Genomic DNA, 18,599 nt, shown 5'->3' on the forward strand with positions numbered 1-18,599 from the left:
CGCTAGAAGTTTTAGATTTAAGAGGCAAAACAGAAGACATTACTAATGCAGAACTAGATGCAGTACGTCAGCGAATGTCTCATCAAGTGATTCCGAGCGATCGCTGGCCTTTATTTGAGTTTAGAGTCACACGTTTAGCTCAAGAGAGTTTTCGGTTACACGTTAGTTTTGACTTGCAAATATTTGACGCTTGGAGTCTGTTTCGCCTATTTGATGAATGGTTTCAACTTTACCAGCATCCAGAGGAGCCATTACCACCCTTAGAAATTTCCTTCCGCGATTATGTTTTAGCAGAACAAAAACTGCAAGAGACAGAATTATACAAGCGATCGCAAGCCTATTGGTTTAATCGTCTCGATGAGTTACCACCAGCCCCAGATTTACCACTGGCGAAGAGTCCCAAGGAAATCAAACACCACCAAAACAAGCGTTATGAAGGGCGGTTAGAACCGACAGAATGGCAGCAGTTAAAGCAACGTGCGGCAAATGCTGGGTTAACTCCTTCTGGGGTTTTACTAGCTGCTTTTGCGGAAATATTGACTCTTTGGAGTAAAAGCCCGCGATTTACCTTAAATTTAGCTTTATTTAACCGCTTACCGTTGCATCCCCAAGTCAACGATATTTTAGGGGACTTTACCTCTGTCACACTGTTAGCTGTAGATAATTCTAGGACAGAAGCATTTAGAGAGCGATCGCGCCGTCTGCAACAACAACTACTGCAAGATTTAGAACATCGCTACATCAGTGGTGTGCGCGTCACACGGGAACTAGCACGCCGACAAGGTACAGCACCCAGTGCTATGCCAATTGTCTTTACTAGCACTCTCGGCTTTAGTTCCCTGGGACAAGAAACTTTAACCTTTAGCCATTTTGGTGAGTTGGTTTACGGTATCAGTCAAGCTTCTCAAGCTTGGATGGATATTCAAGTTTGGGAAGAAAAGGAAACTTTGACTTGTAACTGGGATGTGGTGGAAGAACTATTCCCAGAAGGACTAATTGGCGATATGTTTGAGTCTTATTTTGGTTTACTCAAACAACTAGCTAATTCCGAATCAGCTTGGTTAGAAACTAATAGACAACTAATTCCGCCTCCACAATTAGCACAACGTCATAGTATTAATTCCACAACTGCGCCTACTCCCGACGCAATGCTGCATACAATGTTTGCTACTCAAGCACAGCAGCGTGGAACAGCACCCGCCGTAATTTCCTCTCAACGCACCTTAACTTACCAAGAGTTATACACACTCTCTAACCAACTAGGTCATCAACTGCGGCGACTGGGGGCTACTCCCAACCAATTGATAGGCGTAGTTATGGATAAGGGATGGGAGCAAATTGTGGCTGTTATGGGGATTTTAGCCTCTGGTGCGGCGTATGTGCCGATAGATCCAAACTTGCCACAACAACGCCGAGATTATCTGTTAGCAAACAGTGAAGTCAAAATTGTGCTGACTCAATCTTGGTTGGATGAGAAACTAGATTGGCCTTCAGGACTTCAACGTCTGTGCATAGATACACAAGAACTCGCCAAAGAAAGTAAGGAACCGCTACAACCAGCACAAACCCCTGATGATTTAGCCTACGTTATTTACACCTCTGGTTCTACAGGCTTACCCAAAGGGGTAATGATTAGCCATTGCAATGTTGTTAACGTTGTTGTCCACACTAACCAACGCTTCAATATTGGTTGCCAAGATAGAATTTTAGCGGTGACGGCGTTAAACCATGACTTGTCTGTATATGACATTTTTGGTTTGTTGTGTGCAGGTGGCGCAATTGTGATCCCTGATGCTTGCGGTGTGAAAGATCCGGCGCACTGGGCTGAGTTGATGGTGCGGGAGAAAGTGACGTTGTGGAATTCCGTCCCCGCCATGATGCAAATGTTAGTGGAATATGCCGAGAGTCAATCTGTAGTTATCCCTGATAGCTTGCGTTTGGTAATTATGGGTGGTGATTGGTTGCCGGTGTCTCTCCCTGACAGTCTCAAAGCTTTAGTACCAGAAGTACAAATATTGAGTATTGGCGGCCCTACAGAAACGACCATTTGGAATATTGGTTATTTAATTACAGAGGTTGACCCGAATTGGAAGAGTATTCCCTATGGGAAACCGATGGCTAATGCCAAATACTACATTTTGAATGAAGCTTTAGAAGATTGTCCCGTTTGGGTTCCAGGTCAAATGTATTGTGCTGGCGTGCAGGTGGCGCAAGGTTATTGGCGTGATGCGGAAAAAACGGCGGCTAAATTCATTACCCATCCCCGCACCCAAGAACGGATATATTGCACAGGCGACCTTGGTCGTTATTTACCCGATGGTAATATTGAATTTTTAGGACGGGCAGATTTCCAGGTCAAAATCAGGGGTTATCGCATCGAATTAGGTGAAATTGAAGCCGCTATCAAACAGCATCCAGGGGTAAAAGATGCGATCGCTGTGACAATTCCAGGAGCCGAACAATCTCATCAACAAATTATTGCCTGTATAGTGCCACAACAGCAAGCAGAAACGCTATTTGAACTAGAAATGGCAGATAGTAATGAAACACAACAGTTATGGCAGAATCTTCTGGAGAAGGGAACAAAAATCGCCCAACAAAACTTAGATGCTGTGAAACCAGAAGTGTTTGCTGCTTTTTGGCAACAACATCTCGACCCACTTTATACCTATGCTGTGAGTATCGCCTTTCATCAGTTTGGCGTTTATACCCAACTCCATGAGGCATACTCTCTGGATGAATTGATGCAGCGAGGCCAGGTTAAACCCCGCTATCGTAAATGGCTGAGTCGCGCTTTATCTTTCTTGGTCGATTTGGGATGGTTGCAAGTAGATGGTGACAAGTTTGTTAATACTCGACTTCTGCCTAATAGCTTCCCTACAGAATTGTTAGCCAAGATTTTATCAGAAGCCGCAGCTATCCTCGACTACAACCAAAATACAGTCGAATTGTTGGTGAATTCAGCTAAAAATCTAGCAGCAATTCTCACAGAAAATATTCACTCGGCTCAAATTATTGCTACAGATGAAATCCCCGCCCTGTATCGTAAAGAATTTAAAGCAGGTAGTTTAGTCATTCGGGAAATTTTACATCACCTTGCCCAGTCTTGGCAGTCAACAACTAACCTGCGAATTTTAGAAATTGGGGCGGGAACTGGGGCTGTGACTAGGGAAGTATTACCAGTTTTGCCACCAGAAAAAACTACTTACGTTTATACAGATATATCTCAGTATTTCTTGCAGTTAGGACAGCAAGATTTTGGTCACTATCCTTTCTTAGAAACTGCTTTATTTAACTTGGAACAGTCACCCCAAGAACAAGGCTATGAACTCCACAGTTTTGATGTGATTATTGCTGGTGGTGTAATTCATGCTACGCGCAATATCCAAGAATCTCTGGAAAATGTGCGATCGCTCTTAGCCCCTAATGGTTTGTTGCTGTTTGTGGAACCAACAAAACTGCATCCCTTCTGGGAACTATTTATGGGGTTGCAGCAAGGTTTTGACCGCTTTGAAGATACTGCACTACGGTCTAATCCTCTGCTGTCGCCACAGCAATGGCAAGAAGTTTTACTGGCGCAAGGATTTACAGATTGCACAGTATTTAATCAGCCAGGCTCGATCGCTGACTTTTTGGCTGTGTATACGTTTATGGCGCGGGGATCTGCATCTGTACAGAAGTTTAAAAAGCAAGAAATCAAGAGCTTTTTACAGCAAAAATTGCCTGATTACATGATTCCTAGCGAATTTATCCTCCTTGATGCTCTGCCACTGACAGCGAATGGTAAAGTTAATCGTCAAGCATTACCTCAATTACAAAATCTGCGGACGCAATTCAAAACCAATTACGTCACACCGCAAACGGAAACTGAGCAAATCATTGCTGGTATTTGGCAAGAGGTATTGCGAGTTGAGAAAGTGGGGATTAACGATAACTTCTTTGAATTAGGGGGAGATTCTTTACAAGCAACGCAGGTTATTGCTCGAATGCGCGAAAAATTTCAAGTTAATTTACCTGTGCAGAATTTACTGCAAGCACCAACTTTATCTAGCTTGGCAAAATCAATTGACGAGATTCAGCAAACAACGCAAAAACTCCAAGCCCCGATTAATGAAGCATTAGATAATCGCGTGGAGGTTGAACTATGAAATTAATTGCAGAGTTTTTGTCTGAATTGAGTAATTTAGATATCAGGCTATGGTTAGATGGAGAACGCCTGCGCTGTAATGCCCCAAAAGACGTACTTACAGCCGAATTACAAGCCGAGATAACTGCACGGAAAGCCGAAATAATTCAGTTTCTTCATACTAGTTCTACTCAAGAAACAATCAAACCAGTTCCCCGCAATCAACATTTACCTTTGTCTTTTGGGCAACAAGGACTATGGTTTATCGATGAATTAGAAGGCGGTAGTACGGCTTACAATCAATTATTTGCGATTAAGTTGCAAGGCGTATTACAGGTAACAATTCTTGAGCAAGCACTGACGGAAATAATTAGACGGCACGAAATTCTGCGGACTACATTTAAAACTATCAATGGGCAAGCCTTCCAAGCCATAGCCCCAGAACCAAATTTCACGCTGGCGGTAGAAACCTTACAATGGCAAGAACTCCAGCAGTTTGCTATGGCTCAATCCCAACGTCCCTTTAATTTAGCAGAGGGGCCATTGCTGCGAGTTACTCTAGTGAAACTTGCGCCAACAGAATATGTATTATTGTTTGTCATTCATCATGCGATCGCTGATGCTTGGTCAAGTACAATTTTCATCCAAGAACTAGCAGCAATCTATGAGGCTTTCTCTCTTGGTAAGCCGTCCCCTCTACCAGAGTTACCCATTCAGTATGCGGACTTTGCTTATTGGCAGCATCACAAGTTGCAACAATTATTACCAGAACAACTCCGCTACTGGGAACAGAAACTTAGTGATACACCACCTGTCTTACAATTACCCAGTCGCCCAAGATTAGCGGTGCAAAGTTTCCAGGGAAATATCATCACCTTAGAACTCAACCAAGACTTAACTAGCAAGCTGAAACACCTCAGTCAGCAGTCAGGGGTAACTTTATTTATGACCCTGCTGGCAGCATTTAATACGCTCCTGTATCGTTATACCAACCAAGATGATATCTGCGTCGGTACGACCATTGCTAATCGTCACAGCCGCGAATTAGAATCGCTAATTGGTTATTTTCTTAACACTCTGGTGATGCGTACCGACTTATCGGGGAATCCGACTTTTCGGGAGTTGTTACAGCGAGTGCAGAATGTCGCGTGGGAAGCATACAATCACCAAGATTTACCATTTGATCAGTTGGTAGCAAAATTACAGCCAACGCGGGATTTGTCTCATACACCATTGTTTCAGGTGATGTTTGTCTTAGAAAATGCACCCAAACAAGAGGTACAGCTTTCAGGACTCACTCTCAGCTTTTGGGAAATACCCTTGGCGACGGCTAAGTTTGATTTATCTGTGTCAATGCGGGAAACGACGCAAGGGTTATTGGCGAAGTTTGAATACAATACAGACTTGTTTGATGCAGACACAATTACCCGAATGATGGGACATTTCCAGACTTTACTCTGGGGAATTGTGAACAATCAAGAGCAGTCTATTTCAGAATTACCTTTGTTGACTGAAGCAGAACGCCATCAGTTACTAGTAGAGTGGAACCAGACTCAAGCTGAGTATCCGAAAACTTGTCTGCATCAATTGTTTGAAGTGCAAGTAGAACAAATACCTGATGCTGTTGCGGTAGTATTTGGCGAGCAGAAACTAACTTACAAAGAGTTAAACATCCGTGCTAATCAACTAGCACATTATTTACAGACATTGGGTGTGAAACCGGATGTACCAGTGGCTATTTGTTTTGAGCGTTCTTTAGAAATGATTGTGGGGTTATTGGGGATTCTCAAGGCTGGTGGTGCATACATACCACTTGACCCCACTTACCCAAAAGAGCGTTTAACTCAGATGTTATCTGATTCTCAGACATCGCTATTGTTGACAACAGAAAATTTAGCGATCGCTTTACCTGAGCATCCATTAAATGTAGTTTATTTAAACACAAACTGGTCAATTATTAGCCAACAAAGTCCAGAAAATCTGGTGACAGATACAACACCAAAAAATCTGGCTTATGTTATCTACACATCTGGTTCCACAGGTCAACCTAAAGGTGTGGGTTGCACACATCAAGGCGTAACTAATTTACTGACAGATTTTCAAATTAAACAGCCGCTTGCTCAAGGTAATAAGTGTAGTTTATGGACGAGCATTAGTTTTGATGTCTCAGTTTATGAAACTTTTTCAGCTTTATTGGTAGGGGGAGAATTACATCTAACTACCGAAAGTATGCGCTATGAAGCAATCACATTGTTTGAGTGGTTAGAGTTGCAGCAAATTCATAGTGCGTACATTCCGCCTTTCATGCTGAAAGATTTAGCTGATTGGTTACAGGAAAAATCTCACAAACTGACTTTAAAAAGATTACTTGTAGGGGTGGAACCCATTGCTGAACAATTACTACAATCTATTAGTAAATTAATTCCTGGTTTGCAAATTATCAATGGTTATGGGCCATCAGAAACTACAATTTGCGCTACTTTATATACTGTTTCTGCTGAATCGACTTGTCACCAAAATACACCTATAGGCAGACCAGTACAAAATACAGAAATTTATTTGCTAGATGCTAATCTCCAACCTGTGCCATTAAATGTACCAGGTGAATTGTATATTGGCGGTGTTGGTTTAGCACCAGGCTATCTCAACAACCCATTATTGACTGCTCAAAAGTTTATATCCAACCCTTTTCAACGAGGCGGGAGGGAATGCGATCGCCTATACAAAACTGGCGACTTGGGACGTTATTTAAGTGATGGTAACATTGAGTTTCTGGGGCGAATTGATAATCAGGTAAAACTGCGTGGCTTCCGCATTGAATTAGGCGAAATTGAAGCGGTTTTGAGTAAACATCCCCAAGTGCGACAAGTAGTAGTTATCCTGCGTGATGATACAGGTTTTCAACGTTTGGTAGCTTATGTTGTGCCGCACAAACAGGCGCAAAATCTTGCAAGTGAACTAAGAAACTTCCTCACAGCACATTTGCCTAATTACATGCTGCCATCGGCTTTTGTGATGCTAGAGGCACTGCCGCTTTTGCCTAATGGTAAAGTCAATAAGCAAAGTTTACCAGCACCCGACACCAGTAGACCAGAATTAGACAAAGCATTTGTCGCACCGCGCAGTTTTGCCGAAATTACCCTTTGTGAAATCTGGGCGGAATTTCTCAATGTGGCACAAGTGGGGATTCATGATAACTTTTTTGAGTTAGGCGGCGATTCAATTATTGCTATTCAAATTATTGCTAAAGCTAACCAAGCAGGTCTGAAGCTGACAACTAAACAATTATTTCAGCATCAAACTATTGCTCAGTTAGCAAATGTAGCAGTTTTGAAACCAGCAATCCAGATTGAACAGGGACTTGTCACAGGTAAAGTATCCCTAACACCTATTCAACATTGGTTTTTTGAGCAGAATTTCTTAAATCCCCATCACTGGAATCAGACAATTTCGCTGGAAATGCCACAAGCTCTGGACTTAGACTTATTAGAGCAGGCATTACAACAGTTACTATTACATCATGATGCTTTGCGGCTAAGGTTTGAAAAAACAGAGTTGGGTTTGCAGCAGGTTCTCTCTGATATTCATACACCTATTTCTTTGCAGCGTTTTGACTTTTCACGACTAACAAAGACAGAACAAGAACAAGCTTTTCAGACATCTGCGGCTGAATTACAAACCAATCTTGATTTATCAGTGGGAACACTAACGAGGTTTGCTGTCTACAACTTTGGCATACAACAGCCAAGTCGCTTATTACTAATTATTCATCATTTAGCTGTAGATACTTTCTCTTGGCGAGTTTTATTAGAAGATTTGCAAACAGCTTATCAACAACTAAACCAAGGCAAAAAATTACAGTTACCAGCGAAAACAACTTCTTTTAAATATTGGTCAGAACATCTGTATGAATATGCCCAATCTGTTAACCTGCAAAAAGAGAGAGATTATTGGTTAACCCAGTGTCAACAGCAAAAATTACCAGTGGATTTTATTGATGGTGAGAATATAGTAGCTTCTGAGAGGAAGATTGCGATCGCTCTCACTGTACAACAAACTCAAGCCTTACTTCAAGAAGTACCACAAGCTTATAACACCCAAATCAATGATGTGTTACTCACCGCGTTAGTACAAGCTTTTGCTCAATGGACAGGTACACACTCTTTATTAGTAGCACTAGAAAGTCATGGACGAGAAGACATTATTGAGGATTTAGATTTATCGCGCACCGTCGGCTGGTTTACATCTATCTTTCCTGTACTTTTGGATTTAGGAAAAGCATCTCATCCTGGGGAAGCATTAAAAACAATTAAAGAGCAATTACGAGCTATTCCCAATCGTGGAATTAGTTACGGTATTCTGCGTTATTTGACTCACGATAATGGATTAAAAAACTATCAAGAACCGGAAGTAGTCTTCAATTATTTAGGACAATTTGACCAGACATTTTCTCACTCATCGCTATTCCGATTTGTGCAGAACTCCAGTGGCTTAATGAGCAGTCCTCGCAATCAAAGAAGTAGCTTATTAGAAATCAACGGCTTAGTGGTTAATAATCAACTGCAATTTGATTGGGCATTTAGCGAAAACATCTATCGTTATTCCACTATCGAAAATTTAGCCCAAGAGTTTGTCAAGTCTTTGAAAGAAATTATTACTCATTGCCAATCTACTCAAGAAAAAAATTACACTCCTTCTGATTTCCCTGAACTAGATTTAAGCCAAAAAGGTCTAGATCAGTTCTTGGCAAAACTCAATCGCAAAGGTAAATCAAAAGTAATATGAATACAGAAAATATTGAAGATATTTACGAACTGTCGCCCCTACAGCACGGTATTCTGTTTCACTGTGTCTATGGTTCGGAAGTGACACTTTATTTTTCGCAATTAGGCTTTACGTTTAAGGTGCGAAATAGGTTAAATTTTGCTGCTTTTGAACGTGCTTGGCAAGAAGTCGTAGCTCGACATACCATGTTACGTACTGGTTTCTATTGGGAAGATATCGACAAACCTCTACAAGTTGTATACCGCCATGTCGAATTACCCATAAAACAACTTGATTGGCGAGGAATAGACGCAACAGAACAGCAAAAACGTTTGGATGATTTTTTAGTCCAAGATAGAGAGCAAGGCTTTGATTTATCCCAAGCTCCTTTAATGCGAGTAACTTTAATTCGCTTTGATGACCATACCTACCAATTTATTTGGAGTTCACACATGATTACTGTGGACGGTTGGTCATCACCGTTAGTCATTAAAGAGGTTATTGAGTTATACATAGCTTATAGTCAAGGTCAAAATATTGACTTAGGAAAAGGTAGTGTTTTTCGAGATTATATTGCTTGGTTGCGACGACAAGATTCATCACAGGCGGAAGAGTTTTGGCGACGGATGCTGAAAGGATTAAAAGCATCTACGCCACTAAAAAATTTGTATGTAGATAACTTATATAATCCAGAAGCACGATATGATGAACCACAAATAAAACTCTCAAAAGCAACCACAGCTAAATTACAATCTATAGCACGACAGCATCGTATAACTATTAATGTTATTGCTCAAGCTGTTTGGGTTCTGCTTCTTAGCCGCTACACTTGTCAAACTGAAATTGTCTATGGTTGTACTGTTTCTGGCCGTCCCGTAGATTTAAAAGGTTCTGAGTCGATGGTAGGTATGTTAATTAATACCTTACCTGTGAGAGTTAAAGTAGAGCCAAATCAGTATTTATTACCTTGGTTGCAACAATTTCAAGAACAATTAGTGGAAATTAGGCAGTATGAATATACTTCACTAGTAGATATCCAACGTTGGAGTGAATTACCACCTGGTTCGCCTTTATTTGATAGTATTTTTGTATTTGAAAATCAACCAGTAGATGATATTCTCCAGGAATCACAAGAGCGGGAACAAAGTATAGAACTGAGTTTGAATCTTTACAAAACTAACTATTCTATTAACTTAGTTGGCTATCCTGGTTCACAGTTACGTATTGGCATTAGCTACGATTTCCGCAGTTTTGATAGTGGCACAATTAATGCCATACTCAGGCATTTTGAGATATTACTGGAAAATATTGCCATAAATCCTGAAGTGCGGGTGAAAGATTTATCGTTACTGACAGAAAAGGTGCGAGATATCGGCTTGATGTTGGAGCAAGAGGCAACATTTAATTTTGAATTGGCGGTGTGTAATTAAAGATTAATCTCACGCAGAGACGCAGAGGCGCAGAGTAGGAGAGTTAGAGAGTTAATAAAATAGAAAAAAGTATGTTGACTATTGATTTAGAAATTGACCGTCGTGATCAACTTTCAGGTGAGGAGTTTTTATCAGAGTATGTCAATAAATCTCGACCAGTGGTTATTTCTGGTGTAATTCAAAATTGGGATGCTTTTACTAAATGGTCGTTGCCTTATTTTCAATCACTTGCTCCTGGGTTGAAAATATATGCTAAACATTTTCATAATGGTAAAATTGAAGTTGAAAATTTTACTTTTCAAGAATATGCAGATGTTTTAGATCAATATGAACAGGGAGAGCAGCAAGTTCTACCTCCTTATTGTCATGACTTACCTTTATTTAGTTTAATTCCTGAACTTGTTAAAGATGTTAAACCATTTTTTTTAGAATACTTGCCAAAATGGTATAGTTATAAGTGGTGGCGTTATTGCCAGTTTTTTATCGGACCATCTCGGAGTTTGACACCGCTACATTTTGACTGTCTACTCACAAATAATCTGTTTTTTCAAATTTCTGGGCGGAAACAATTTACTCTGTTTCTCAAGGAAGATGCTCAATATTGTTATCGCTATAATTGGCGTTGGTTTAAGGTTGACCCCGAAAAACCAGATTTAGAGCAATATCCACTTTATCAAAATGCCAAACCTATTCAGGTAATTGTGAATCCTGGAGATATTTTATATATGCCTCCTGGGACACTGCATCATGTAAGAAGTTGGGATAAATCCATTTCTTTTAATATTGATTGGCACACACAATCTAGTGTATTACAAGGTCTAGCTGCTAGTGCTAAAGGGATGCCATTAAAGAATGTTTATTACAACTTGATATTGGCACTAGGATTGATTTTTAAAGTACCGCCACAAGTAATATTTAGGTTTTATAAAACTTATCTCAATTACGTTTCGTAAGTAAGCAAGTTGCATCTGATTACGCACTAAGGAAAAGTAAATGAATATCTTTGAAACAAGAGAATCTAATGTCAGGAGTTATTGCAGAAGCTTTCCAACTTTATTTCATCGAGCCAAGGGTGCTTTTATCTATTCAGAATCAGGAGAGGCTTATATTGACTTTTTAGCAGGTGCGGGGGCGTTAAATTATGGGCATAATAACGACTACATTAAACAAAAGGTGATATCATACCTAGATGCAGATGCGATCGCACATGGTTTAGACTTGCATACATCTGCCAAAGAACAGTTTATCTCGAAGTTCACGGAAACAGTATTAACCCCCAAAAATTTAGACTACCGACTTCAGTTTTGCGGCCCTACAGGGACAAATGCTGTGGAAGCTGCATTAAAGTTAGCTAGAAAGGTGAAAAAAAGACCAGGGATATTCTCATTCATGGGCGGCTATCATGGTATGACCTTGGGTAGCTTATCCATTAGTGGTAATCGTGATATTAAAGCTGGGGCTTATGGTACATCAAGTAATGTTGCATTCATGCCCTATCCCTTCGGCTTTATGGAAAGCTTTGACACGATAGAATTTATCGAGTCAGTTCTCAATGATGTCAATTCTGGAGTTGAAAAACCAGCCGCCATTATCTTTGAAACAGTGCAAGCAGAAGGTGGTGTAATTGTCGCACCTATAGAATGGATGCAAAGACTGAGAAATTTGTGCGATCGCCATGATATTTTATTAATCTGTGATGACATTCAAGTAGGTTGCGGGAGAACTGGGCCATTCTTCTCTTTTGAAAGAGCCAATATTATTCCCGATATGGTAGTCCTGTCAAAATCTATCGGTGGCTATGGTTTCCCGATGTCGTTATTATTGTTGAAACCAGAATTAGATATTTGGGAACCCGGCGAACACAATGGTACTTTTCGAGGTAATCAACTAGCCTTTGTTGGTGGTACTGCTGCACTGGAATATCGAGAAATCGTCAACCTAGAAAAAGAAGTTAAAATCAAAGAAACTTTCCTAAATAATTTCTTAATTGAGCAAATAGCCTCAAGTAGTGAGAGAATAAAAATAAGAGGACTAGGCTTAATTTGGGGTATTGATATTACCGATTTAGGTAATACCAGTTTAGCAAGAAATATCACCTCTCGCTGTTTTGAACTAGGATTAATAATTGAAAAAGCCGGCAGAAATAACACCGTCATTAAAATCTTGCCACCTTTAACAATTGAAATGCCTATATTAGAGCAAGGCTGTTCCATTATCAAACAAGCCTTTGATGATTGCCTAGCTTAAATAAAACTCTCATTCTCTCTGCGTCTTTGCGCCTCTGCGTGATATCCATCAAGTATTTTGTAACAAGGTAACAGATAATGGTTGCGATTCAAAGTAAACCGACAATTACATCTGAAGATTTATTTACACAGAAAATTTATTGGTTGAATCAATTATCTGATGAATTACCAGAGACAAATTTAATTACAGACTATGTTAGACCTGCAATTTACACTGGTAAGCATAAATCAGTTAGTTTCCAATTATCTCCTTACCTGTCAGAAGCTATTCTCACACTCAGCAATAATTCGTATTTATCAACATATTTAATTTTGTTGTCTGCATTCAGTGTATTAATGCAAAAATATACTGGCAATACTGATAATATTATTGCTTCTCCAGCTTACTGCTTCCCAGAAATTGATAGCAATTTAACTCAAGTTTTACCCCTACGGATTAACGTTGATAAAAATCAAACATTTAAAGATTTACTGCTCCACGTTAAAGCCACAACTATTAACGCCTATTGCCATCAAAATTATCCCCTTGATGAATTAACGCAACTCTTAAATTTACCCAATCAGCAAAATCGTTATCCTTTTTGTGACATTATTGTTCTCTTAGAAAATATTCATCATCAAAATGACATTACGAATATCAGCAATGATGTCACTTTATCATTCAAATGTATAGATAATTTATTATTGGGTAGAATAGATTACAATGAGCATCTATTTCGAGAAGATGCTATAAAATGTTTGATTAAATCTTATTTGAATGTTCTTGAGTGTGTAGTCAGCAATCCTCACACTAAAATCAGCGATATATCTTTCTTAACCATAGAAGAACAGCACCAGCTATTAGAAAAATTTAATTATAAAACTAAACAATATCCAATCACGCAAACAATCGATCAATTATTTGCCCAGCAAGCTCAAGCTACACCCAATCGAATTGCTGTTGAGGATGCAGATAGCCAGCTAATTTATCAACAATTAAATGCCAAAGCCAACCAACTAGCTAAATTACTCCAACATATAGGCATCAAAAAAGGTGAAATTGTTGGTATCCTCAAAGAGCGAGACATTAATTTTTTAATTGGGATACTTGCTATTTATAAAGCTGGTGGAGCATATCTACCAATTGATAGCCAGTATCCAACTGATAGAATTAAATATATGGTATCTAACAGTGAAGTCAAAATCATTTTGACAGATTCTTCCTGTTTAGATATGTTTACAGAGTTAGTAGGAAATAACCTACATTTAAAATCTTTAGTTTGTTTAGACAATGCAGAAAATTCTACTGCATTAACTGATATCAATATATATAATCAACTACATTTTCAGCATTTATCTACTGAGAATTTGAGTACTAGCAATACAGGTACAGATCCAGCTTATATGTTATATACATCTGGTTCTACTGGATTGCCAAAAGGCGCAATAGTCAGACACGACGGGGCAATTAATCATATATATGCTCAGTTTGATGAACTAGAGTTAACAGCAGATTTTGCTTTTTTACAAAGTGCGCCTTCTTCTACTGATATTTCTGTCTGGCAATTTTTAGCTCCGCTTTTGATTGGTGGTAAAACAGTTATAGTAGATATTGAATCAGGTTTTATTCCCGACAAATTATTTAAAGTTCTCCAAGAAAAAAGCATTACTGTTGTGGAATTAGTTCCCGCAGTGTTTGGAGGATTAATAGATTATATTTGCCAACTCCCAGAAGACCAAAGACAGTTACCTGATTTAAAGTGGATGATGGTAGTTGGTGAACCTGTTTCTGTCAAACGAGTTAATCAATGGTTGAGTTTGTATCCTACAATTAGAATAGCTGATGCTTATGGCCCTACTGAAGCTGCGGACGATATTACTCAATTTATTATTGATAAACCTCTACCAGAAAACCAACGCACTGTTTCTATTGGTCAGTCCTTAACTAACTTAAATATCTATATTCTTGACCGAGAAATGCGGTTAGTTCCCATCGGATTTCCGGGAGAAATATGTGTATCAGGAATTGGTGTAGGAGATGGTTACTGGCAAAATCCAGAGAAAACAAAATCAAGTTTTATTCCTAACCCTTTCCCCAGTCCTACAAAAAAATTACCAGCAGGTAATCCAGATTTAATGTATAAAACTGGAGATTTAGGTAGATGGCTACCTGATGGTAATATTGAGTTTTTGGGACGCATAGATAACCAAGTCAAGATTCGCGGTTTTCGGGTGGAACTAGAAGAAATAGAAGCAATGCTGCGTCAGCATTCTTCTGTACGAGAAACTGTAGTTATCGTGCGAGAAGATAATGGTGACAAGCGTTTGGTAGCTTACATAGTTCCTCAACCTGAAAGTTCAGCAGATTTAGTGTCAGAACTCCGGCAAATACTCAAACAAAGATTACCACAACACATGATGCCATCAGCCTTCATGTTGTTGGATGATTTACCATTAGCCCCCAGTGGTAAAGTAGACCGCCGCGCCTTACCTGCGCCTGACTTTACGCAACTTCAGAGCGAAAAGACTTTTGTTGCTGCTTCTACTCCCATTCAAGAAATACTGATGGGAATTTGGGCGGAAGTTTTAAGTTTAGAAAAAGTAGGTATTCACGACAACTTCTTTGAATTGGGGGGACATTCCCTATTAGCGACTCGTGTGATTTCTAAAGTGCGACAGGCGTTTGAGGTAGAATTGCCTCTACGTCGTTTATTTGAACAACCAACAATTGCCGGTTTAGCAACAGTTATTGACACAATTATTAAGGCGGGAATTGGTTTAGATGCTCCTTCTATTGAGCGCGTTTCTAGAGATGGGGAATTAATCTTATCTTTTGCTCAACAACGCTTGTGGTTCCTGACTCAACTGCAACCAAATAGCCCCTTTAATAATTTATGTGCGGCTTTTCGCTTGCAAGGTGAACTGAATATACAAGCATTACAGCAAAGTTTCTCGGAAATTGTGCGTCGTCATGAAGTTTTACGCACCAATTTTCAGACAGTGGCGGGAAAACCAGTGCAAATCATTGCATCAGAAGTCAATTTTTCTTTGCCGATAATTGATTTGAGTAATTTAGCGACTGATTTACAAGCAATTCAAATTGAACAACTGACACAAACAGAAGCACAACAGCCTTTTAATCTGCAAACAGACTTGATGCTACGGGCGAAGTTATTACGCTTAGATGAACAAGAATATTTACTATTATTGACATTGCATCATATTGCCTCTGATGGTTGGTCAATAGGTGTATTTGTGCAGGAACTTTCTACACTTTATCAAGCTTTTTGTACTGGGCAAATCCCCAATTTACCAGCATTACCAATTCAGTATGCAGACTTTGCTGCTTGGCAACGAAGCTGGTTAGTAGGGGATGTTTTAGCGTCGCAGCTTGCTTACTGGCGACAGCATTTAGAGGGCGCACCTGCACTGCTTGAATTACCTACAGACTATACAAGACCTGCTGTGCAAACTTTTCGGGGTGCTTACTGTAATTTTGAAATTTCTGCTGAACAAACTGCTGCATTAAAAAGTTTCAGCCAGGAACAGGGATGCACCTTGTTTATGACATTGCTGGCAGGTTTTAAAACTTTGCTATATCGCTACACAGGTAATGAAGATATTGTGGTCGGTTCTCCTATTGCTAACCGCAACCGTGCGGAGATAGAAGGATTAATTGGCTTTTTTGTTAATACTTTAGTGTTGCGAACTAAGTTAGCAGGTAATTTTACATTTGAGGAATTATTGGCACGAGTGCGTGAGGTAGCTTTAGGGGCTTATTCTCACCAAGATTTACCCTTTGATGTGCTGGTGGAAGAATTACAACCACAGCGTTCTTTGAGTTATACGCCCCTATTTCAAGTGATGTTTGTGCTGCAAAATGCACCGATGTCAGAGATAGAATTGTCGGGTTTGAATTTGAGTTTGCTGGAAAATGACAACGGGACTGCTAAGTTTGATTTGACTTTGTTCATGGAAGAAACGGCTGCGGGAATTGTCGGGACTTTTGAATATAGTACCGATTTGTTTGAGGCTGATACGATACAGCGAATGGCACAGCATTTGCAAATATTACTAGCAGGAATTGTCAGCGATTCTCAGCAGCAACTTTGGGAATTACCTTTATTAAGTGAAGCGGAAAAAACGCTGTTAGCAAAATGGAATGATACTCAATCTGCATATCCCCAAGAGTGCATTCATGAGTTATTTGTAGCCCAAGTAGAACGGACACCGGATGCTGTGGCTGTGGTTTGCGAAGATGTAGAGACGGGATATATCGCGTCTCTAACATACAAAGAGTTAAATCAGCGTGCGAATCAACTGGCGCATTATTTGCGCTCATTGGGTGTAGGTAAAGAAGTCTTGGTGGGAATATGTGTAGAACGTTCCCTAGATATGATAGTTGGGCTGTTGGGGATTCTCAAGGCTGGTGGTGCATATTTACCTTTAGACCCGGCGTATCCACAGCAGCGACTAGCGTTTATGTTAGCGGATGCGGGGGTGTCATTTGTCATTTGTCATGAGTCATTTGTTGATAGATTTGACAATATGACGGTTGTGTGCATAGATACTGAGTGGCATCAGATTGCTCAGACTAGTCAAGAAAATCCGGTGAGTGGGACTACAGCCGAGAATTTGGCTTATGTAATCTACACTTCTGGTTCTACTGGTAAACCTAAAGGAGTTCTGGGTTTACATCAAGGTGCTGTCAATCGTTTTCATTGGATGTGGGAGACTTATCCGTTTACAGAGGGAGAAGTTTGTTGTCAGAAAACATCCTTAAACTTTGTAGATTCAGTTTGGGAGATTTTTGGGGCTTTACTGCAAGGGGTGAAGACGGTAATTATAGGCGATCGCACTGTCAAAGATCCACAGCAATTTATTGCAACCCTGGCTCAACATCATGTCACCCGACTGGTGCTAGTTCCTTCGTTGTTGCGGGTGCTGTTAGATAGCCGCGACTTACAAGCAAGATTACCAAAATTGAAACTTTGGGTAACGAGTGGTGAGGCGTTATCAATTGACTTGTTACAGCAGTTTCGCCAGACATTACCAGATAGTACCCTGTTAAATCTGTACGGTTCTTCTGAAGTTTCGGCAGACGTTACTTGTTACAGTATAACTCCTCCAGAGCCACTGCCTGAACGGGTGGCAATTGGGAGAGCGATCGCTAATACCCAAATTTATCTATTAGATAAATATCTGCAACCTGTTCCTATTGCCGTAACTGGTGAAGTATATGTCAGTGGTGTAGGTTTGGCTAGAGGTTATATTCATCAACCAGAACTGACTGCAAATAGATTTATCTCAAAAGCCGGAATAACGCTTTATAAAACAGGAGATTTAGCACGTTATTTAGCTGATGGTAACTTGGAGTTTCTAGGACGAATTGACAACCAAGTTAAGTTGCGGGGTTTTCGTGTAGAACTAGAAGAAATTGCCGCGATATTACGCGAATCTCCTAAAATTCAAGAAGCTGTTGTGGTGGTGAAGGAAGAACAACAGCAGTTAATTGCTTATGTAGTTTCTGAAGATAAAGAAGTAATTATTAGCGATTTACAGAACTTACTAAAAGAGAAGTTACCAGAATATATGCTGCCTTCGGTTTTCGTAAGTTTAGAAACTTTACCACTCCTACCAAATGGTAAAGTAGACTATCAATCGTTGCCAAGTCTAGAGGGTGTGCGTCCGCAGTTAGAACAGCAATTACAACTTCCGCAAACTGAGGCGGAAAGAACTATTGCTGAGATTTGGGGAGAAGTTTTGCGGCTGAATGAGGTGGGTATACATGATAATTTCTTTGAACTTGGTGGGCATTCTTTACTTTTAATTCAGGTTCATAGCAAGCTGCAAGAAGTATTTCAACGAGAGTTTGCTTTGGTTGAAATGTTTCAATATCCAACTATTAGTCAGTTAGCTCGGTTTTTTAGTCAGGAGCAGGGTTCAGAATTGTCTGTGGGAATGTCGGTATCTCTACAGCGACGTAAGGAAATTAGAAGGAAAGCTCACGCAAAGGCGCAAAGGCGCAAAGGGGAGGAGTAGGAGTTTTTTTGG

The 18,599-nt window shown here is 39.9% G+C and carries 6 protein-coding genes; all 6 read left to right on the top strand.

All coding sequences use genetic code 11. The features are described from left to right. A partial coding sequence (locus CV014_RS14185; RefSeq protein ID WP_236142622.1) for an amino acid adenylation domain-containing protein occupies positions 1-4,148 on the top strand: 4,148 nt, incomplete at its 5' end. Continuing rightward, the gene (locus tag CV014_RS14190; RefSeq protein WP_236142623.1) at positions 4,145-8,911 is read left to right on the top strand and encodes a non-ribosomal peptide synthetase; all 4,767 of its coding nucleotides are present in this window, start codon (positions 4,145-4,147) and stop codon (positions 8,909-8,911) included. The genes CV014_RS14185 and CV014_RS14190, both read left to right, overlap by 4 nt. After that, positions 8,908-10,320, top strand: a complete 1,413-nt coding sequence (locus tag CV014_RS14195) for a condensation domain-containing protein (RefSeq protein WP_236142624.1) — start codon at positions 8,908-8,910, stop codon at positions 10,318-10,320. The genes CV014_RS14190 and CV014_RS14195 overlap by 4 nt, the downstream gene beginning before the upstream one ends. Before the next feature lie 71 nt (positions 10,321-10,391). Next, positions 10,392-11,273 carry a cupin-like domain-containing protein gene (locus CV014_RS14200; RefSeq protein ID WP_236142625.1) on the top strand — a complete coding sequence of 294 codons (882 nt, stop codon included), beginning with the start codon at positions 10,392-10,394 and terminating at the stop codon, positions 11,271-11,273. Positions 11,274-11,313: 40 nt separating this feature from the next. Then, positions 11,314-12,567, top strand: coding sequence for a diaminobutyrate--2-oxoglutarate transaminase (gene ectB, locus CV014_RS14205; RefSeq protein ID WP_236142626.1), 1,254 nt, complete (start codon positions 11,314-11,316; stop codon positions 12,565-12,567). 77 nt (positions 12,568-12,644) lie between these two features. Then, a complete protein-coding gene (locus CV014_RS14210) occupies positions 12,645-18,587 on the top strand; it encodes a non-ribosomal peptide synthetase (protein WP_236142627.1) in 5,943 nt (1,980 codons plus the stop codon). The last annotated feature ends 12 nt before the right edge of the window (positions 18,588-18,599 follow it).

This window comes from Nostoc sp. CMAA1605 (assembly GCF_021596505.1).
Classification (GTDB): Bacteria; Cyanobacteriota; Cyanobacteriia; order Cyanobacteriales; family Nostocaceae; genus Trichormus.

Excerpts from the sequence above, each read along its gene's own strand:
- CV014_RS14200 (WP_236142625.1), top strand. The coding sequence starts at position 10,392 with ATGTTGACTATTGATTTAGAAATTGACCGTCGTGATCAACTTTCAGGT.
- CV014_RS14190 (WP_236142623.1), top strand. The coding sequence starts at position 4,145 with ATGAAATTAATTGCAGAGTTTTTGTCTGAATTGAGTAATTTAGATATC.
- ectB (WP_236142626.1), top strand. The coding sequence starts at position 11,314 with ATGAATATCTTTGAAACAAGAGAATCTAATGTCAGGAGTTATTGCAGA.
- CV014_RS14195 (WP_236142624.1), top strand. The coding sequence starts at position 8,908 with ATGAATACAGAAAATATTGAAGATATTTACGAACTGTCGCCCCTACAG.
- CV014_RS14210 (WP_236142627.1), top strand. The coding sequence starts at position 12,645 with ATGGTTGCGATTCAAAGTAAACCGACAATTACATCTGAAGATTTATTT.